At 63.6% G+C, this 17,559-nt stretch carries 20 protein-coding genes and 1 riboswitch; of the genes, 10 read left to right on the forward strand and 10 right to left on the reverse strand.

What is annotated here, in order from left to right; translation table 11 throughout:
• Positions 1–8: 8 nt before the first annotated feature.
• Entirely contained in the window at positions 9–812 is an 804-nt protein-coding gene (locus tag MESOP_RS07785) for a DUF1194 domain-containing protein (RefSeq protein ID WP_013892790.1), read from the forward strand.
• A 29-nt stretch (positions 813–841) separates the two neighbouring features.
• Here MESOP_RS07785 and MESOP_RS07790 read toward each other — a convergent pair whose 3' ends face one another.
• Entirely contained in the window at positions 842–1,756 is a 915-nt protein-coding gene (locus MESOP_RS07790) for a glycosyltransferase family 2 protein (protein WP_013892791.1), read from the reverse strand.
• Positions 1,757–2,216: 460 nt separating this feature from the next.
• On the opposite strand from MESOP_RS07790, the gene MESOP_RS07795 reads away from it, so the two are divergent.
• Positions 2,217–2,537 (forward strand): DUF1330 domain-containing protein, encoded by a 321-nt coding sequence (locus MESOP_RS07795; RefSeq protein WP_013892792.1) that lies wholly within the window; start codon positions 2,217–2,219, stop codon positions 2,535–2,537.
• A 12-nt stretch (positions 2,538–2,549) separates the two neighbouring features.
• On the opposite strand, the gene metW is transcribed toward MESOP_RS07795, so the two are convergent.
• Together metW and metX are read right to left on the reverse strand one after the other, a co-directional pair.
• Complete coding sequence (metW, locus tag MESOP_RS07800; protein WP_041164566.1) at positions 2,550–3,164, reverse strand: methionine biosynthesis protein MetW; 615 nt, start codon at positions 3,162–3,164, stop codon at positions 2,550–2,552.
• A 58-nt stretch (positions 3,165–3,222) separates the two neighbouring features.
• Positions 3,223–4,392, reverse strand: a complete 1,170-nt coding sequence (gene metX / locus MESOP_RS07805; protein WP_013892794.1) for a homoserine O-acetyltransferase MetX — start codon at positions 4,390–4,392, stop codon at positions 3,223–3,225.
• Positions 4,393–4,512: 120 nt separating this feature from the next.
• Positions 4,513–4,590, reverse strand: a riboswitch (SAM riboswitch).
• Positions 4,591–4,729: 139 nt separating this feature from the next.
• On the opposite strand from metX, the gene hisC reads away from it, so the two are divergent.
• Entirely contained in the window at positions 4,730–5,839 is a 1,110-nt protein-coding gene (hisC, locus tag MESOP_RS07810) for a histidinol-phosphate transaminase (RefSeq protein WP_013892795.1), read from the forward strand.
• A gap of 55 nt (positions 5,840–5,894) precedes the next feature.
• Positions 5,895–6,830 (forward strand): prephenate/arogenate dehydrogenase family protein, encoded by a 936-nt coding sequence (locus tag MESOP_RS07815; protein ID WP_013892796.1) that lies wholly within the window; start codon positions 5,895–5,897, stop codon positions 6,828–6,830.
• On the opposite strand, the gene MESOP_RS07820 is transcribed toward MESOP_RS07815, so the two are convergent.
• Together MESOP_RS07820 and MESOP_RS07825 are read right to left on the reverse strand one after the other, a co-directional pair.
• Positions 6,827–7,756 carry a sugar kinase gene (locus MESOP_RS07820; RefSeq protein WP_013892797.1) on the reverse strand — a complete coding sequence of 310 codons (930 nt, stop codon included), beginning with the start codon at positions 7,754–7,756 and terminating at the stop codon, positions 6,827–6,829. The genes MESOP_RS07815 and MESOP_RS07820 overlap by 4 nt on opposite strands.
• Positions 7,757–7,766: 10 nt before the next feature.
• The gene (locus MESOP_RS07825; protein ID WP_013892798.1) at positions 7,767–8,765 is read right to left on the reverse strand and encodes a DUF2125 domain-containing protein; all 999 of its coding nucleotides are present in this window, start codon (positions 8,763–8,765) and stop codon (positions 7,767–7,769) included.
• Positions 8,766–8,920: 155 nt separating this feature from the next.
• Here MESOP_RS07825 and MESOP_RS07830 point away from each other — a divergent pair, with 155 nt between their 5' ends.
• From MESOP_RS07830 to MESOP_RS07840, 3 genes are all read left to right on the forward strand, one after another.
• The gene (locus MESOP_RS07830) at positions 8,921–9,442 is read left to right on the forward strand and encodes a gamma-glutamylcyclotransferase (protein ID WP_013892799.1); all 522 of its coding nucleotides are present in this window, start codon (positions 8,921–8,923) and stop codon (positions 9,440–9,442) included.
• A 117-nt stretch (positions 9,443–9,559) separates the two neighbouring features.
• Complete coding sequence (locus MESOP_RS07835; RefSeq protein WP_013892800.1) at positions 9,560–10,507, forward strand: aldo/keto reductase; 948 nt, start codon at positions 9,560–9,562, stop codon at positions 10,505–10,507.
• Positions 10,508–10,597: 90 nt separating this feature from the next.
• On the forward strand, positions 10,598–11,224 hold the full coding sequence (locus MESOP_RS07840; RefSeq protein ID WP_013892801.1) for a LysE family translocator: 627 nt from the start codon (positions 10,598–10,600) through the stop codon (positions 11,222–11,224).
• A gap of 17 nt (positions 11,225–11,241) precedes the next feature.
• Here MESOP_RS07840 and MESOP_RS07845 read toward each other — a convergent pair whose 3' ends face one another.
• Positions 11,242–12,030 (reverse strand): lysophospholipid acyltransferase family protein, encoded by a 789-nt coding sequence (locus MESOP_RS07845; RefSeq protein ID WP_013892802.1) that lies wholly within the window; start codon positions 12,028–12,030, stop codon positions 11,242–11,244.
• Positions 12,031–12,107: 77 nt separating this feature from the next.
• Positions 12,108–13,013, reverse strand: a complete 906-nt coding sequence (locus MESOP_RS07850) for a LysR family transcriptional regulator (protein WP_013892803.1) — start codon at positions 13,011–13,013, stop codon at positions 12,108–12,110.
• Positions 13,014–13,111: 98 nt separating this feature from the next.
• On the opposite strand from MESOP_RS07850, the gene MESOP_RS07855 reads away from it, so the two are divergent.
• Genes MESOP_RS07855 through MESOP_RS07865 form a run of 3 tightly spaced genes read left to right on the forward strand, consistent with a single transcriptional unit; the run spans position 13,112 to position 14,871 of the window.
• Entirely contained in the window at positions 13,112–13,663 is a 552-nt protein-coding gene (locus MESOP_RS07855; protein WP_013892804.1) for a carboxymuconolactone decarboxylase family protein, read from the forward strand.
• 59 nt (positions 13,664–13,722) lie between these two features.
• Positions 13,723–14,193 (forward strand): nuclear transport factor 2 family protein, encoded by a 471-nt coding sequence (locus tag MESOP_RS07860; RefSeq protein ID WP_013892805.1) that lies wholly within the window; start codon positions 13,723–13,725, stop codon positions 14,191–14,193.
• Positions 14,194–14,238: 45 nt separating this feature from the next.
• Positions 14,239–14,871 carry a pyridoxamine 5'-phosphate oxidase family protein gene (locus MESOP_RS07865; RefSeq protein ID WP_013892806.1) on the forward strand — a complete coding sequence of 211 codons (633 nt, stop codon included), beginning with the start codon at positions 14,239–14,241 and terminating at the stop codon, positions 14,869–14,871.
• Between the two features lie 7 nt (positions 14,872–14,878).
• Here the strand turns inward: MESOP_RS07865 and MESOP_RS07870 are convergent, their stop codons facing one another.
• The 3 genes from MESOP_RS07870 to ftsE form a co-directional block, all read right to left on the reverse strand.
• On the reverse strand, positions 14,879–15,604 hold the full coding sequence (locus tag MESOP_RS07870; RefSeq protein WP_013892807.1) for a YdcF family protein: 726 nt from the start codon (positions 15,602–15,604) through the stop codon (positions 14,879–14,881).
• Between the two features lie 121 nt (positions 15,605–15,725).
• Entirely contained in the window at positions 15,726–16,718 is a 993-nt protein-coding gene (locus MESOP_RS07875; protein ID WP_013892808.1) for a cell division protein FtsX, read from the reverse strand.
• On the reverse strand, positions 16,711–17,370 hold the full coding sequence (gene ftsE / locus MESOP_RS07880) for a cell division ATP-binding protein FtsE (protein ID WP_010911739.1): 660 nt from the start codon (positions 17,368–17,370) through the stop codon (positions 16,711–16,713). Before ftsE ends, MESOP_RS07875 begins: the two co-directional genes overlap by 8 nt.
• Between the last annotated feature and the right edge of the window lie 189 nt (positions 17,371–17,559).

A 17,559-nucleotide genomic window follows, 5' to 3' on the forward strand; every position in this document is an offset into this window, starting at 1 on the left:
CATTGGCCATGCTTGATGCGCTGCGCCTGCTTGCTTGCCTTGCCTGCACCCAGGCAACTCCCGTCGGCTCGCCACCGGAGGCATTGGCCGTCGACGTCGAGCTGGTGCTGGCGGTCGACATCTCCTTATCGATGGACGAGACGGAGTTCGCCCTGCAACGCGCCGGCTATGTCGAAGCGCTGCGGCATCCCGACTTCATCCAGGCTGTCCGTTCCGGCAATACAGGCCGGATCGCGATTGCTTATTTCGAATGGGCCGGCACGGTGCGCGATGACGCGGTCATCAACTGGCAGGTCATCGACAGCGCCGAGAGCGCCAACCGCTTTGCCGACAAGGTCGCGGCGCGCCCGTTCCGGAGTTTTCGCGGCACCTCGATTTCGACCGCGCTCGCCTTCGGCGCCGGGCTGTTCGACAGGATGGATTTCGCCGGCGAACGCAGCGTCATCGACATATCGGGCGACGGTCCCAACAATATCGGGCCGCCGGTCACCGCCACGCGCGACGCGGCCATTGCCAAGGGCATAATCATCAACGGTCTGCCGATCCTGATCAAGCCGTCGCCGACCTTCAGCCATCTCGACCAGTATTATGCGCAGTGCGTGACCGGCGGGCCTGGTTCCTTCGTGCTGCCGATTTATGCGTCCGCGGAGTTCTCGACGGCGATCCGGCGCAAGCTGATCCTCGAAGTGAGCGGCATTCAGGACAAGGCCAAGGTCACCCCCATCGAGACGGATGCACCGATCGACTGCCTGCAAGGCGAGCGGGACAGGCGGTTCCTGTCTGATCCGTATTTCCCGGAACTCGACCGGTAGATCGTCGGCCGCGCCGGCGCCGCAGCAAATTAGTCGCGAACTTCATCGTAGAGATCGCGACGCCAACGCCGGCCATGGACGTAGCCATTGATCAGTTCCGGCAATGAATAGCCAAGCGCTTCCGACGAGCGGTTAGCCATGTAGCCTGCGAAGGCCTCGGGTATCCGGCCTTTGAGAAGATCGGCGATGATCTGCCGCGTGATCATGAAGGGCGGGACGTGAGGGTAGCAGCGTGCGATATGCGGATGTTTGCCCATCAGGTCCGCATAGGCTTCGACGTAACCCGCCTTGCGGCCAGAAATCGAATTCTGCGAACTGTGCTTCGTCCAGTCGATATCCCTGGACAATTGCGCGCCGAAGCGTCTTGCCAGGCGCAGCAACAATTCCCGATCCTGCATCCGGGTGATGTCGCTGTCGTAGCCGCCGATCGCCAGCAAGGCGTCGCGACGGGCCGTTATCGCAGAGCCGGCGACGAAGGCCGTCTGTGCCACCACCGCTCGCTCCAGCATTGATGGGCTCAGAAAAGCAGTCCGGTTGACGCTGTTGGTGGCTCGGTTTCCCTTCAGGGAAACGTATGAAGAGAGCAGCACCTGAAGCGCCGGATTGTCATCAAACCATTTCAAGGTCCGTTCGACCCGATGCGGCAAGTAGACGTCGTCCGAATCAAGGAAGGTCACCACCGGCGCCCGCGCCCGCTCGATGCCAGCATTCCTGGCGGCGTTGGCGCCCCGCCATTTCGCGCCGACATAGATCAGCCGCGGATCGCGAATACGGGCCAGCGCCGCCTCCGTACCATCGGTGGAGCCGTCGTCGACGACGATATGCTCAAGCCTAGGCATGCTCTGGGAAAGCACGCTTTCGACGGCGCGCAACACTTTGTCGCGTCGATTGTGGGTCGGCGTGATGACCGTGATGAGGGGAGAGCGCTCCGTTTTCGCGGTCATGGCGCGTCAGCCGCTTCCCGCGCAAATGTGCGCTTCCTGTCCGGTCTATCGATCTTCAGGATGGTCGAATGGATCGGACTCCCCCCTCCGTGACTCCTCGGTCGTGTTTGGCGGAAGCTATAAAAAACAGCCGCTCCTGTCACGCGTCGTGCAACGGTACAATCGCGCGCGAGACGACGAATTGGTGCGGCGCGCGGTTCAAATGCAACACCGTCGCCCTCCAGTCTTCCCGTGAATCAGTCTTCCGCGAATCAGTCCTCCCGGGAATCAATCTTGCGAAGATGGCCAAACCCGGAGCGGAATTGCATGCATTCCTTTACGTCAGACGTAATCGCATCGCCGCCGGAGCTTGGGCAGATTGTCCTAGAGACGGAGCATGATCCGAAGGCCGCTTCACACCTTTCGGCATCATGCTCTAGCGAGGCCTGCTGATCGGCTTCGATCCGAAGGGAGTAAGATCATGACCGCCTACGCCGTTGCCCATATGCGCCAAGCTACAATGGGTCCGCAGATTGTCGAATATCTGCACAAGATCGATGCCACGCTGGAGCCCTTCGGCGGCCGGTTCCTGGTCCATGGCAGCGATGTCGAGGTGATAGAGAACGACTGGCAGGGTCACCTCATCGTCATCGAATTCCCCGACAGGGAGCATGTGCGCGGCTGGTATAACTCGCCGGCCTATCAGGCGATCCTCGCCCTGCGGACCGACAATTCGCAATCCGACGTCGTCTTCGTCGACGGTGTCGAACATCCGCACAAGGCCACCGACGTCCTGGACTAGATGCGTGGTGCCTTATCGTTTCAGCAGGAACACCGCCTGCTGGCCGAAGAAGTTCCAGAACCACCAGGGCATCGACAGGCCGATCTTCTGACCGTTGGCGTCGAGCGCGGTTGCCTTTTCCACCGTCGCGCCGAGCTCTTCGCACAGATTGACGAAGTCGCGGATGGTGCAGAAGTGGATGTTGGGCGTGTCGTACCAGGAATAGGGCAGGTCCGAGGTCACCGGCATGCGGCCCTTGACGAACAGCGACAGCCGCACCCGCCAATGGCCGAAATTGGGGAAGGACACAATCGCCCGGTTGCCGATCCGGAGCAATTCGTCGAGCACTAGCTTCGGGTTGCGGGTGGCCTGCAAGGTCTGCGACAGGACGACGAAGTCAAAACCCTTGTCGGGATAGAATTCGAGATCCTTGTCGGCATCGCCCTGGATGACCGAGAGGCCGCGCGCCACGCATTCGTTGACGCCACGCTGCGACAACTCAAGACCGCGGCCGTCGACCTGCTTGGTGTCCTGCAGCAATTCGAGCAGCGAACCGTCGCCCGAACCGACGTCGAGCACCCGCGACTGCGGCGGGATCAGGTTGGCGACGACCTCGAGGTCGACGCGCTGGTTGCCGTTGACGCTCATGATGTCGCCCCTTGCCTGGCGCATGATCCCGATCCGAAAAGTCTGCAACTTTTCGGGGTCATGCGCTGAGCCCTCTCGCCCTTGCCGCCGAGCCGATGAAGCCGTTGATGGCGGCGAACAGTTCCGGTTCGTCGAGCAGGAAGGCGTCGTGGCCGCGATCGGTCTCGATCTCGACGAAGGATACCGAGGCGCCGGCCGCGTTGAGCGCATGCACGATCGAGCGGCTCTCCTCGGTCGGAAACAGCCAGTCGCTGGTGAAGGACACCAGGCAGAACCGGGTCTTGGTGCCGGCAAAGGCGTCCGCCAACCGGCCGCCATGGTCGGCGGCGAGGTCGAAATAGTCCATCGACCGCGTCATGTAGAGATAGGAATTGGCGTCGAAGCGGTCGACGAAGGTCATGCCCTGGTGTCGCAGATAGCTCTCGATCTGGAAGTCTGCGTCGAAGCCGAAGGTCAGTGCTTCGCGATCCTGCAGGTTGCGGCCGAATTTCCGGTGCAGGGCGGCTTCCGACAGATAGGTGATGTGGGCGGCCATGCGCGCCACCGCCAGGCCCTTTTCCGGACGCTTGCCGTGCTCGAAATATTTGCCGCCATGCCAGTCCGGGTCGGCCATGACGGCTTGCCGGCCGACCTCATGGAAGGCGATGTTCTGCGAGGAATGCCGCGCGCCAGTGGCGATCGGCAGCGCCGAGAAGACGCGCTCGGGATAGCTCGATGCCCATTCCAGCACCTGCATGCCGCCCATCGAGCCGCCGAGCACGCAGAATAGCTTCTCGATGCCGAAATGGTCGATCAGCATCTGCTGCGCGCGCACCATATCGCGGATGGTGATGATCGGCAGATCGAGCCCGTAGGGCTTGCCGGTGGCTGGGTTGGTCGATGCCGGGCCGGTCGAACCCAGGCAGCCGCCGATGACGTTGGAGCAGATGACGAAGAAACGGTTGGTGTCGATGATCCGGCCCGGGCCGATCAGGACTTCCCACCAGCCCGGCTTGCCGGTCACCGGATTGGTGCTGGCGACATGCTGGTCGCCGGTCAGCGCATGGCAGACGAGGATGGCGTTGGAGCGGGCATCATTCAGCGTGCCATAGGTCTGGTAAGCGATCTGGAACGGCGACAGCAGCGTGCCGGCGTCGAGCTTGAGCGGCTTGTCGGACCCGAAACGCAACACCGGGCTCGACGGATTGTCGAACTCGCTGTTGGTCTTTCCTGCGCGCAGAGCGGCCATCAATTCTCTCTTGTTGCACCGTGCTTTTCTCGGAAATCGCTGCCGATCTCCGCGTCGCCGATGCGTTCGTCCGGCCGGCAGCGGACAACAAAAAACCGGCATTGCCTTCGCAAAGCCGGTTACGTCACGCAAACGGCCCTTTAGCGAATTGTTTAACGTGGCTGCAAGCCGACCGGCCAAATCACCACGGAACTGTCGCTGTCCTTCTAGAACTCGGCTGGCTCGCCGTCAATGCCGGTCCCGGGCCGGCCGCCGGCACCTCTCGACATTGCGGGCCATGGCTTGTATTTCCGCAGCGGCCTCCAGGTGGAGGCGATTTCGACGGATTTTGCAAAAAATGAACCAGACACCGGATCGGGCACGTCCAACGCCGCGCGCGGGCATTATGGACATAAACGCCTACGTGCCCGGCAAGAGCACGGCGCCAGCCGGGGTCGCCAAGATCTACAAGCTGTCGTCGAACGAGAACCCGCTCGGTCCGTCGCCGAAGGCGATCGAGGCCGCGCGGGAGGTTGCGGGAAAGCTCGACGTCTACCCCGATGGCACGGCGAGGCGGCTGCGCGAGGCGATCGCCGAGGTGCATGGCCTCAACCCGCAGAACATCATCTGCTCCAACGGTTCCGACGAGATCCTTGGCCTGCTGGCGCAGACCTACCTCGCGCCGGGCGATGAGGCCGTGTTCACCGAACACGCCTTCATGGTCTACAAGATCTACATCCAGTCGGCAGGTGCCGTGCCGATCGCGGTCAAGGAGACCGACGAGCGCGCCGACATCGATGCGATACTGGCCGCAATTACGCCGCGCACGAAGATCGTGTTCCTCGCCAATCCGAACAATCCGACCGGCACCTATGTGCCGTTCCAGGAGGTGCGCCGGCTGCATGCCGGCCTGCCGCGCAATGTGCTTCTGGTGCTCGACGCGGCCTATGCCGAATATGTCCGGCGCAACGACTACGAGGCGGGCATCGAGCTGGTCGGCAGCACCGAGAACGTGGTGATGACGCGCACCTTCTCCAAGATCGGCCTCGGCGGGGCGCGGCTCGGCTGGATGTACGGGCCGATGCATATCGTCGATGCGATCAACCGCGTGCGCGGCCCTTTCAACGTCAATGCGACTGCGATCGAGGCCGGCATCGCGGCGATCCGAGACCGTGCCCATGTCGAGCGCAGCGTGGCGCATAACGAGACCTGGCTCGCCTGGCTGAGCCAGGAGATGACCGGACTTGGGCTGCGGGTGACGCCCAGCGTCGGCAATTTCATCCTCATCCATTTTCCCGACGACCAGAAGCATTCCGCGGCGGCGGCCGACGACTACCTGACGGCGCGCGGCTATATTTTGCGGCGCGTTTCCGGCTACGGCTTTCCCAACGCGCTGCGCATGACCGTCGGCACCGAAGAGGCCAATCGCGGCGTTGTCGCCGCGCTCACGACATTCCTGAAAAGCTAGAACGCCGAAAAGCCAGAACGCCTGAAAAGCTGGAACGCCCAGAGCTGGAAACACCATGACATCACCGATGTTTGAAAAGATCGCGCTGGTCGGCATCGGCCTGATCGGCTCGTCGCTGGCCCGCGTCATTCGCCGCGAGGGTCTTGCCAGCCATGTCGCCATCTCGACCCGCAGCGCCGCGACACTGGCGCGAGCTGAAGAGCTTGGGCTCGGCTCCTCCTACACCACGGATGCGAAAGAAGCTGTTCGCGACGCCGATCTGGTCATCGTCTCGGTACCCGTCGGCTCATCGGGCGCGGTCGCCGAGGAAATCGCGCCGGCGCTGAAAAAGGGCGCGATCCTCACCGATGTCGGCTCGACCAAGGCCTCTGTCATCGCGCAGATGCAGCCGCATGTGCCTGATGGCGTCCACTTCATTCCCGGACACCCGCTGGCCGGTACCGAAAAATCGGGGCCGGACGCCGGGTTTGCCGACCTGTTCGACAATCGCTGGTGCATTTTCACGCCGCTGCCGGATACCGATCCGGACGCAATGGAGAAGCTGTCGGAATTCTGGCGCCGCTGCGGCGCCAACATCGACACGATGGACCCCCAGCATCACGACATGACGCTGGCCATCGTCTCGCATTTGCCGCACATCATCGCCTACAACATCGTCGGTACCGCCGACGATCTGGAATCGGTGACCAAGACGGAAGTAATCAAATATTCCGCCTCCGGTTTTCGCGACTTCACGCGCCTCGCCGCCTCCGACCCGACCATGTGGCGGGACGTCTGCCTGCACAACAAGGACGCCATTCTCGAAATGCTGGCGCGGTTCTCGGAAGATTTGGCGTTCCTGCAGCGGGCGATCCGCTGGGGCGACGGCGACAAGCTCTTCGACCTGTTCACCCGCACGCGCGCCGTGCGCCGCTCGATCATCGAGGCCGGCCAGGATATCGACGCGCCCGATTTCGGCCGCCAGGCGGTCGAGCATCCCGCAAAAAGCTAAGCCTGTTCAGGCCAGGTCGCGGCGACCATCGCCAGTGTCTCGGCCCGGTTTGGCGCGCCGAGCCTGCCGCCGAAGCGCAGGCATTTGAGCGCGGCGGCGGCACTGGCAAAGCGCAAGGCCTGCTCGGCTGGCATGGCTTCCGCCAGCCCGACGGCAAAGGCGCCGTGAAAGACATCGCCGGCGGCCAGCGTGTCGACCGCCTTTATTCTCGGCGTCTCGACATGGCGGATGCCTCTGCTCGCACGATCGGACCACCATGTTCCGGACGCACCGGCGGTCACCGCGACAAAGGCATCGGTGCGGGAGGCAAGATCGGCGCAAGCGGTCTCCAGATCCAGCGCCTGGCCGCAAATGATGCGGACCGCCGGCTCGGAGGCGACGATGTGCGAGGCCAGCGGCAACAGCTGCTCCAGCACCGCCAGCGGCGCTGTGTCGGCATCGAGGATGGCCGGACGGCCGGCGGCGCGGGCGGCCTTCAGGGCAAGTGCCGCCGCGCCCGGCCAGCGCACGTCGGCCAGCACGGCATCGAACGCGGAGAGGTCGGCGACCGGCAACGCATCGGGATCGGCCTGGGCCTTGCTGTCGTAGAACGGCACGATGATGCGTTCGCCATGTGCGTCGACCAGGATCGAAGCCAGCGCCGACCGCGCGCCGCTGACGCGGCGGACATGGGTGCAATCGACGCCCTCGGCCTCGATCCCGGCAATCAGCTGATCGCCGACCGGATCATCGCCGGCGCTCGCCCACAGCGACACTTCCGCGCCGAGGCGATGCGCGGCGCAGGCAGCGCTCGTGGCCATGCCGGAGGCGATCTGGACGCCGTCGGAGGCGATGAATTTTCCCTGATGCGCGGGGAGGGTGTCGACCCGAAGAATGGTATCGAGCGTCAGCGCGCCGACGCTCAGAAGCTTTGCCGGTTGGTCCATGCCGGAATGCTTAATTGACAGGCTTGAGCTTGCCCAGCGGAATGAAGCCGAGCGAGGCCTTGCCCTTGACGACCTTCAGCGGCATCGACGGTTCGCTGCCGAGCATGGCGAGTGCTGCGAAACCCTGTTCGATCGCGTTCTTCTGCTCGGGTATGGCGCCGGCCAGAATGGTTGCCACGGCCTTGGGGTCCTTGATCCTGATCATCAGATCGGCATTGACCAGGCCTTCGGCATCGACCGACAGCGGCCCGGAAAGGGTGACGCGCGCTGTCCCCGACGACAAATCGAGGTTGCGGATCTCGATGCTCTGGCCGCGCAGGCTTTTCACCTGCGTGCCGACCAGCGCAACGCCGTTGTTCAGCGTGACGTCGCCGCTTGCATCGAGCGCCGGCAGCACGCGGCCACCGATCGCGTCGGCGTCGATCTCCAGATCGCCAAAACTGCCGGCATAGTCGAGATCCCCGCCATTCGGCTGCAATTGGCCCGATGCCTTGCCGGCGCTGAACAGTTCGACAGGATCGGTGTCGTCGGCCGGATCGGTCTGGCCCGACAGGCCTTCGGCCTGCAGCGATATGCGGTGCGGCAGCGGATACCACAATTTGACATTGGCCTGCAGGTTGTCCCAGTCGATCCACAGCGGCATCATGCCCGGGACGGAAGTCCTGAGCGGACCGCGTAGACTGGCGACCGGCGACAAGGGCTGGACGATCTGGGCGACGGCATTGAAGGAGCCGGCGGAGGCGGCAATGTTCTTGGCATCGTCCTCGTAGGCGAGATTGTCGCAGGAGACCGTGAAGTTCAGGGGATAGCCGCTGACCTGGAGATTGGCGCAACCGGCCTCGATGCCGCTCTTGTTGAGCGTGGCAACCGCCTTGTCGGCCTCGGTCCTGACCCTGTTGGCCAGATAGAACCAGCCGGCGCTGTAGATGGCGAACAGCACAACGATAAACGCCACAAGCCAGAACAGGCCGCGGCGGGATTTTGGTTGGCGTTCGTCACTTGACGTCATGCTTTGGCTCTCATTAACGCAATGGGTATCGTGGACGGACCTTCGATTCCGACAACACCAGGTAGATATTGACGAATAGGTAGACGGGGACGGACGGAAAAAACACCGGTTTCCGGTGCGGCATTGTCATTCTTTTTACAATCAGGCGCGGCGATATGGGCGATTTTTGGGTGTTTGGCTATGGTTCGCTGATCTGGCGGCCCGGTTTCGCGCATGTCGAGACACGACGGGCCCACCTGCACGGCTACCGGCGCTCGCTTTGTGTCTATTCCTTCGTGCATCGCGGCACGCGCCAGCGGCCCGGACTGGTGCTCGGCCTCGACCATGGCGGTTCCTGCGTCGGCCTGGCGTTCCGCGTCCCTGGCGAACTGCGCGACGAGGTCATTGCCTATCTGCGCGAGCGGGAGCTCGTCACCAGCGTCTATCTCGAGCGGACGCTGAAGGTTCGCCTCGATGGTGGCGGGACAGTCGAAGCGGTGGCCTATGTCGTCGACCGCAAGCATGAGCAATATGCCGGCGCGCTCGACGCGGCGGATGCGGCAGCGGTGGTGCGGGGCGCGGCCGGCCAGTCCGGCGACAACGAGGATTATGTCCTCAGCACGCTGAAGCACCTGGAAGCACTCGGCATTCGCGATCACTGGCTGGAAGAGGTGGCGCGGGAGATAGCGCCTTTGTGAAGCGTTGGCTCTGCGGAAAAGGCGGCCAGGCCTTTGACCCCGAAGCCGCGAGACCTAGGTTAGGCTGCGAACCCAGCCAACGGGCGGCATCCGCCCTGCCAATCACGGAGATCCGTCTTGCAGAAACGCCGTCTCGGTCGCACCGACCTTTCCATCGCGCCGCTGGTTCTGGGTGGCAATGTCTTCGGCTGGACCGCGGACGAAAAGACTTCGTTCGACCTGCTCGACCGCTTCGTCGGCGCTGGCCTGAACGCGATCGATACGGCGGACGCCTATTCGCGCTGGGTGCCCGGTCACAAGGGCGGCGAATCGGAAACCATCATCGGCAAATGGATGAAAGACCGCGGCAATCGCGACAAGGTGATCGTGGTGACCAAGGTCGGCTCGGATATGGGGCAGGGTCACAAGGATCTTTCCGCCGCCTATATCGAGAAGGCCGTCGATGCGTCGCTGAAGCGCCTGCAGACCGAAGTCATCGACCTTTATCTGTCGCACTGGCCGGATCCGGCCACGCCTTATGAGGAAACACTTGGCGCCTACGAAAAGCTGCTCGCCAAAGGCAAGGTCCGTCATGTCGGCTGCTCGAACCTCGACGCCGGCCAGTTGCGTGCCGCTCTCGACGTGGCGAGCCTGCGCAGCCTGCCGCGCTACGAAGTGCTGCAGCCGGAATACAATCTCTACGATCGCTCGTCCTTCGACGGCCCGCTGCACGATCTCTGCGTGGCCGAGGATATCGGCGTCATCACCTATTTCAGCCTGGCCAAGGGTTTTCTGAGCGGCAAATACCGCAGTGAGGCAGATCTTGGCCAAAGCGAGCGCGGCGAGGATGTCGGCAGCTATTTGAATGCGCGAGGCATGCGCATCCTTGCGGCACTCGACGCGGTGTCATCAAGGCATTCCGCCAAGCAGGCGGAAGTGGCGCTTGCCTGGGTGATCGCGCGGCCCGGTATCACCGCACCGATCGCCAGTGCGACCAAGCCTGACCAGATGGATAGCCTGATCAGGGCAGTATCGCTGAAACTGACGGCGGACGACATGGCCGAACTCGACAAAGCGAGCGGCTGAAGCTTCCGGCAACCACCGGCGCACGAACGTCCAAGACGATCCGCATCGCCCGCCATACCGTCCTTCGCACGGGGCAGGATAGAGGATCGGATGGCCGGACCACTTGTTTCGCAGCCGGAGCTTTGGCCTCAGCTGCTCGCGCTGGTGCTTGCCGCCACTGTCGTCATGGGCAGCCCGGGGCCGGCGACGATAAGCGTCACCGCCGTCGGTGCCGCCTTCGGCCTGCGCCACTCGCTGCGCTACACCTGCGGGATCGTGCTTGGCACCGTCGCCGTGCTGCTGGTCGTGGCGACCGGGGTGATGGCGGCGCTGACCTCGATGCCAAGGTTGGCGCCGGTGCTGGCGGTCGCGTCCGCCGCCTATATCCTCTATCTCGCGTTCAGGATCGCCACCGCCCCGCCGCTGGCGGCCCATGCCGCCGAGACGTCGCGCCCGGCATGGCTGGCCGGGTTTCTCCTGGCGATAGCCAATCCAAAAGCCTATGTGGCGATCGCGGCCGTGTTTGCCGGCGCCGCTCCAAAGCAAGGCGCCGCTGAGCTTGGCCTATCGTTGAAGCTGACGGTCCTGGCGGCGATGATCATTGTCATCCATGCCGTGTGGCTGCTCGCGGGCGCGGCATTCGCGCGCTTTCTGCGCCGGCCGGTGGCATCCCGGGTCATCAATCTGGTCTTCGCCGCGACGCTGGTGCTGACCACGGTGCTGGCTGTGTTCGGCTGATTGCCTGGCAGCAAAGCTCAGGATTTCGCGCCGAGCTCCCGCAGCCGCTTCACCGCTGTCGGCGGCAAGGCCGGCGGATTCGGCGCTTGGGAGGCTTCGATGAGGAGCTGGTCGCAGGCGGCTTCCGTGTCGCCGATCAGCCGCGCCATGAATTCGTCCTTGCCCAGGCCAGGCGGGATTGGCGGCAGGAAGCGCGCCTTGATGGTGCCGGGATAGCGCAGGAACTTGCGGCGCGGCCAATAGAGGCCAGCGACATGGGCAACCGGTACCACCGGAACGCCAAGCTGCGCATAGATTTCGACGATGCCGTATTTGTAGGCCGGCTCGTCGCCCGGCGCGCGGCGCGTGCCTTCGGGATAGATGATCAGCTGGCGCGGGTTGCGCGCCAGTTCCTCCCTGGTCGCCGCGACCACCGCCTTCAGGGCCTTGGAGCGGCTGCCGCGGTCGACCGGGATCATGCGCATCTTCAGGATGTACCAGCCGAAGAAAGGGATCCAGGTCAGCTCGCGCTTGAGGATGTAAAGCGGATCCTGGAGGAATGGGAAGAAGGCGATCGCGTCCCAGAACGACTGGTGCTTGGGTGCCAGGATAAAGGAACCCTCGGGCAGGTTTTCCAGCCCGGTGATGTCGTTCTTCGTTCCGGCGATCTTGTCGTAGAGCCACATGCAGGTGCGCGACCAGAATTTCGGCACGAACCAGGCGCGGTGACGGGGCGACAGGAAATAGTAGGGGGTCCAGAGGATCATCTGGACGATCAGATTGACGTAGAAGACGAAGTTGAACGCCAGCGATCTGACATAGAGCATGGGGGAGGTCCGGTGAGGAAGTGTGCGTTGGTTACACCAAGCAGGCGCAAAAAGGAAACGGTACGATACGGCTCATTCTACCAGGTCGCCTGCGCCAGACGTTCCCTGAGGCGCGGGCCGGCAAAGTCCAGGAAGGCGCGCAGTTTCACCGGCAGTCGGCCCTGGCCGGCGTGCACCAGGTTTACCGGCCACGGCTCAGGTTCGAAATCCTCGAGTACGGGCTGCAGTGCCCCTGAGCGTACAGCGGCGACGATCTGGTAGGAGAGCACACGCGTCATCCCGACCCCCGCGGTCGCCGCATCGATCGCCGCCTCGGCGGTGTTGACGCGGAGCCTGGAACGGACAGGGACAGGAACATCAGACTTGTCCACCGCAAAGGTCCATGTGGCGAGTGAGCCTAGGCCCTCGAAGGTGATGCAGCTATGCGTTTCAAGGTCTTTCGGGGTTTTCGGCGCCCCGTGCTCGGCCAGATACGCCGGACTTGCGCAGGCGACATGCCGGATCGAACCGACCCTGGTCGCGACCATGCGCGAGTCCGGCAGCCGGCCGATGCGGATGGCGAGGTCGATATGGTCCTCGGCCAATTGGGCTATTCTGTCGCCGAGCGTCAGGCGGATATCCACCTGCGGGTAAGCGGCGAGGAACGCGGTGACGACGGGCAGGACATGGAGGCGGCCGAAAACGATCGACGCGGTGATGATCAGCTCACCTGTCGGTGCGCTGTACTCGCCACCAGCGGTACGCTCGGCGTCTCCGACGTCTTCCAGGATACGACGGCAGGCGGCAAGATAGGCATGGCCCGCATCGGTCAGCGTCAGCCGCCGTGTAGACCGGTTCAACAAGCGTGTCTTGAGATGCCGTTCCAGTTCGGAGACCTTGCGGCTGACGGTTGCCAGAGGAGTGCCCAGATGACGCGCCGCGGCGGAAAGGCTGCCGGACTCGGCCGCTGCGACGAAAAGGGACATGGCTTCGAGGCGATCCATAGTTTTTCCAGAAATTGGAAGGATGGATTGCAATTATGGCATCTACACCCGAAAGATGGAAGGATGCATATGGGAGGGGCAAATCCAGAGGAATTCCCATGCCCCGCATCGCCACGCCTTCGTCCATCGCCACCGCTCCCGCAGCCGCGCAGCCCATGCTGCAGGCGGTGGAAAAACAGCTCGGTGTCGTGCCGAACCTGTTTCGGATGGTCGCCAACAGTCCAGCCGCGCTTGAAGGCTATCTCGGCATGTCGGGTGCGCTGGCCAAGGGCCGGCTGCCGGCGCCGACGCGTGAGCGCATCGCGCTGGCGGTCGCCGAGATCAATGGCTGCAGTTATTGTCTGTCCGCGCACAGCTATCTCGGCAAGAACCTCGCCAAGCTCGACGACGCCGAGATGATCGCCAACCGCCATGGCGGTTCCACGGATCCCAAGGCGGCCGCGGCGGTGCGTTTTGCCGCCAAGGTTGCGCAAAGCCGCGGACATGTCGGCGATGAAGACCTCGCCGCTGTAAGGCTGGCGGGCTACGATGATGGGCAGATCATCGAGATTGTTCAGCATGTCGCCCTGAACGTCTGGACCAACTATATCAACGAAGTTGCCCGCACCGCGATCGATTTTCCGGTTGTTTCCGCCCGCGATGCTGCCTGAATGAGGGCAGGGCCGGCGGTGTCAGCCGGGCCCCGTTCTTCATGACGCAGAGGAATCCCATGTCTGAAAGCCGCCCGCCGCTTCCGCCCTTCACCGCCGAGACCGCAGCGCAGAAGGCGCGCATGGCCGAGGATGCGTGGAACTCCCGCGATCCGGCACGGGTCGCGCTCGCCTATACGACCGACAGCCGCTGGCGCAACCGCGCCGAATTCCTGCATGGTCGCGATGCCATCCAGGCTTTCCTGACCCGCAAATGGAGCCGCGAACTCGACTACCGGCTGATCAAGGAGGTTTGGGCCTTCCACGGCAACCGCATCGCCGTGCGCTTCGCCTATGAATGGCACGATGACTCAGGTTCGTGGTTCCGCAGCTACGGCAACGAGAATTGGGAGTTCGACGAACATGGGCTGATGCGCCTGCGCATCGCCAGCATCAACGACCTGCCGATCGACGAGGCCGACCGCAAATACCATTGGCCGCTCGGCCGCCGTCCGGACGACCACCCGACATTGTCGGAGCTCGGGCTTTAGCACCGTCTCTCAAGTGCTTGGACCGGAGACATCAAGGAGGTTTCGATGAACGCACATGCTTTCACCAGCGATGTCGCCTTCACGCCGACCGTCAAGGCGATCCAGGCCCGCAAGGGCTCGCGCCAGTCCTATGCGCGGGTCGAGGAGCGTGGCGGTTGGCAGGGCGTCATCACGCCTGACCTTGCCGCATTTATCGAGATGCAGACCAGCGTCTTCCTGTCGACGGCCAATGGCGAGGGCCAGCCCTATATCCAGCACCGGGGTGGGCCTGCCGGCTTTCTCAAGGTGCTGGACGAAAAGACGATCGGCTTCGCGGATTTCTCCGGCAACAGGCAATTCATCACCCAGGGCAATCTTGCCGACAATCCGAGGGCCTTCCTGTTCCTGATCGACTATATGTTGCGCCAGCGCATCAAGATCTGGGGCACGGCGCGCGTCGTCGAAAACGATGCCGAGCTGATGGCGAGGCTGATGCCGCACGACTACAAGGCGCGGCCCGAGCAAGTCATCCTGTTCACCGTTTCGGCCTGGGACGCCAATTGCCCGCAGCACATTCCGCAGCGCTTCGAGGCGGCCGATGTCGCGGCAGCGCTTGGAGAGCGGGACCGGCGCATTCAACAGCTCGAACAGGAGATCGCGCGTCTCAAGGAAATTTCAGGGGCTGCCGCCGAGGGCTGATACCGGTTCAGCCGCCAGCCGCGGTTTCGGCCAGCGCTATGCCGTCTGGGGTCGGCTTCACCGGCACGATGCCGCGCGCCAGCGCCAGCAGATATTTGGTGTATTCGGTAAACAGCACCCGCAACGCCCGCGGCTTGGTCAGCCAGCCGCCATTGTCGAGATTGGAATTGACCACCGGATAGGGCTCGAGCCTTGCGCCATGCAGCAGCCGGCCCATTTCCAGCAGGCTGCGCGGCATGTGATAGTTGTTGGTGACCAGGATCACCGTGCCATAGGCATGGTTTGTCACCCATTTGGCGCTTTGCTCGGCGTTGCCGATCGTGTCGAGCGCGGCGCGGTCGATGTCGACGCAGCAGGAAAACAGCTTCTTGTCACCGCCGGTAGCGGCCTGGAGCTGGCGTCGGCTGGCGGAAGGATGCACACCGCTGATCAGCAGCCGCTCGCCCTTGCCGGATGCCAGCAATTCCATCGCCGCGTCGAGGCGCGACTGGCCACCGGTCAGAACGATGATGGCATCGGCCTTGGTCGGATTGGCAGGCGTGGTCAGATGGCTGACCTTGTTGGCGAACCAGCCGAAGCCGCCGGCAAACAAGGTCGCGAGGACGAGGAGGGAGAGCGCGGAGATCCGAATTGCGGCCTTTAAACGGCTGACCTTGCCGTGGTCGCGCGAACGAGCAACCACCACTGGCATCTGCCCAGCCGTCCCGGTCGAATCCCGCACGTCCATGGCCATATCGTTAATCCCGAAATGCGGCCTTTGGTAGGTAAAAGACGCACTTTGCGTTACGCGGTTTCTCCATCCGTGATCCGCCTCGTTTCCACCCGCGCCCTCGAACCAAAGACACGCTCCCTTTTCATGCGTCGGGTTGGCGGACGTCGATGTCGCTGAGATAGGCGACGACGGTGGCATGGGAGGTTGCCGCCGTCAGTGCGCCGATCACCAGCACCATCAGCACGACGCCGAAATAGCCGGCCGAGCCGATGGCGAAATTGCCGAACAGGGCAGTGGCCTGGTCGGCCTGCGGCGTCGCCATGTTGCGCGACGACCACCAGGAAAAGACGATGAAGACGAGCACCGCGGCCGCCCCGCCGGCGGCCGCGCCCTTCATGCCGGTGACCAGGAAATGCCGACGGAACTCGCGCGCGATGAAGGCCGCCTCGGCGCCGACGAAATGCAGCACCTCGATGATGTGACCGTTGCCGGCCATGGCGCCGCGGGTCGCGAACACGACCGTCAGCACCGTCGCCGACAGCATCAGCGCCAAGACGGCGATGCCGATCGTCACCGTGGTGCGGGCCATGGCCACCAGCCGGTCGACCCAGGTGCGGTGATCGTCGAGCGAGGCGCTCGGCAGCTTCGGCGTGATCGCGGCGCGCATGGCGGCGAAATCGGGCGGGTTGTTCTCGTCGATGGTGACGATGATCAGGCGCGGTACCGGAAGGTCGTCGATGTTGAGGCCCGAACCAAGCCACGGTTCCAGCAGCCTGGCGGTCGCCTCGCGGTCGATGATCCGCGTCGACTTCACGCCGGGGAACTCGCCGGCGATCTGCGAGGCCTGGGTGAGCGCTGCCTCCATGTCGAGGCCGTCGGCCGGCTTGACCTGGATCGTCGCCTCACGCGAGATCTGGTTCTCCCAGACCGAGGCCGTATCACGCACCAGCGTCACCGCGCCGAAGGTCAGGCAGGACAGGAAGGTCATGATGGCGATGACCAGCACCAGGGCGCGGCCGGCGATGTTCTGCGCCGGCACGATCGGCGCCATCTTGCGCTGGGCGCGTGGCCTTGCCTCGGCCGTTTCGGCTTCCTGCTCGTGCTCGTGGAGATGTTCGACGGACAAATCAGTCATAGATGTCCAGCCTTCCGCCGGCCAGGATCATGCGGCGTGCATCGACCTGTTCCATCAGGCCGAGATCGTGGGTCGCGATCACCACGGCGGTGCCCAGCCGATTGAGTTCGATGAACAGCCGCAGCAGACGCCGCGCCAGCGGCGGATCGACATTGCCGGTCGGCTCGTCGGCGAGCAGGATCTCCGGCTGTTCGATCAGCGCGCGCGCAATCGCGGCGCGCTGCTTCTCGCCGCCCGACAGGACCGGCGGCAGCACATGCATGCGCTCGCCCAGCCCCACCCATTTCAACAGCTCGGTGACATCGGTACGGTAGCTTGCTTCCTCGCGCCCGCGCACGCGCAGCGGCAGCGCGACGTTCTCGTAGGTGGTCATGTGGTCGAGCAGGCGAAAATCCTGGAAAACCACGCCGATACGGCGCCGCAAATGCGGCAGTTCGGTGCGCGAGATGCGCGAGCGGTCCTTGCCGAAGATGGTGATCAACCCGCGCGTCGGCTTCAGCGACATGAACAGAAGGCGCAGCAAGGTCGTCTTCCCGGCGCCCGACGGCCCGCTCAGGAACTGGAACGAGCGCTCCGGTATATGCAGGGAAATGTCGCGGAGGATTTCCGGACCCATGCCATAGCGGAGGCCGACATTTTCGAAGCGAATCAATTTCGACGACCTGAATTTCCGGGCAGCGCAGAACCTGCCTGTTCTGCGAAAAGACCATCGGCCGGCATGGTTAACCGGCGGTTAATTTCTGGGTTCTTTCGGCTCGTCACAAGGGCTCCGGTGGGGAAGCGTTAACCATTTTTGTTTACGCAAAAGAAACGAAAAGCGAACACGTGCTGCAACGCTGGG

Source organism: Mesorhizobium opportunistum WSM2075 (assembly GCF_000176035.2).
Taxonomy (GTDB): Bacteria; Pseudomonadota; Alphaproteobacteria; order Rhizobiales; family Rhizobiaceae; genus Mesorhizobium; species Mesorhizobium opportunistum.

What these genes read in the sequence shown, in the direction of transcription:
- MESOP_RS07865 (WP_013892806.1), top strand. Translation starts at nt 14,239, where the DNA reads ATGAACGCACATGCTTTCACCAGCGATGTCGCCTTCACGCCGACCGTC.
- MESOP_RS07860 (WP_013892805.1), top strand. Translation starts at nt 13,723, where the DNA reads ATGTCTGAAAGCCGCCCGCCGCTTCCGCCCTTCACCGCCGAGACCGCA.
- MESOP_RS07825 (WP_013892798.1), bottom strand. Translation starts at nt 8,765, where the DNA reads ATGACGTCAAGTGACGAACGCCAACCAAAATCCCGCCGCGGCCTGTTC.
- MESOP_RS07815 (WP_013892796.1), top strand. Translation starts at nt 5,895, where the DNA reads ATGACATCACCGATGTTTGAAAAGATCGCGCTGGTCGGCATCGGCCTG.
- MESOP_RS07870 (WP_013892807.1), bottom strand. Translation starts at nt 15,604, where the DNA reads ATGGCCATGGACGTGCGGGATTCGACCGGGACGGCTGGGCAGATGCCA.
- MESOP_RS07795 (WP_013892792.1), top strand. Translation starts at nt 2,217, where the DNA reads ATGACCGCCTACGCCGTTGCCCATATGCGCCAAGCTACAATGGGTCCG.
- MESOP_RS07875 (WP_013892808.1), bottom strand. Translation starts at nt 16,718, where the DNA reads ATGACTGATTTGTCCGTCGAACATCTCCACGAGCACGAGCAGGAAGCC.
- MESOP_RS07845 (WP_013892802.1), bottom strand. Translation starts at nt 12,030, where the DNA reads ATGCTCTATGTCAGATCGCTGGCGTTCAACTTCGTCTTCTACGTCAAT.
- MESOP_RS07790 (WP_013892791.1), bottom strand. Translation starts at nt 1,756, where the DNA reads ATGACCGCGAAAACGGAGCGCTCTCCCCTCATCACGGTCATCACGCCG.
- MESOP_RS07830 (WP_013892799.1), top strand. Translation starts at nt 8,921, where the DNA reads ATGGGCGATTTTTGGGTGTTTGGCTATGGTTCGCTGATCTGGCGGCCC.
- hisC (WP_013892795.1), top strand. Translation starts at nt 4,730, where the DNA reads ATGAACCAGACACCGGATCGGGCACGTCCAACGCCGCGCGCGGGCATT.
- MESOP_RS07840 (WP_013892801.1), top strand. Translation starts at nt 10,598, where the DNA reads ATGGCCGGACCACTTGTTTCGCAGCCGGAGCTTTGGCCTCAGCTGCTC.
- MESOP_RS07785 (WP_013892790.1), top strand. Translation starts at nt 9, where the DNA reads ATGCTTGATGCGCTGCGCCTGCTTGCTTGCCTTGCCTGCACCCAGGCA.
- metX (WP_013892794.1), bottom strand. Translation starts at nt 4,392, where the DNA reads ATGGCCGCTCTGCGCGCAGGAAAGACCAACAGCGAGTTCGACAATCCG.
- MESOP_RS07855 (WP_013892804.1), top strand. Translation starts at nt 13,112, where the DNA reads ATGCCCCGCATCGCCACGCCTTCGTCCATCGCCACCGCTCCCGCAGCC.
- MESOP_RS07850 (WP_013892803.1), bottom strand. Translation starts at nt 13,013, where the DNA reads ATGGATCGCCTCGAAGCCATGTCCCTTTTCGTCGCAGCGGCCGAGTCC.
- MESOP_RS07820 (WP_013892797.1), bottom strand. Translation starts at nt 7,756, where the DNA reads ATGGACCAACCGGCAAAGCTTCTGAGCGTCGGCGCGCTGACGCTCGAT.
- metW (WP_041164566.1), bottom strand. Translation starts at nt 3,164, where the DNA reads ATGAGCGTCAACGGCAACCAGCGCGTCGACCTCGAGGTCGTCGCCAAC.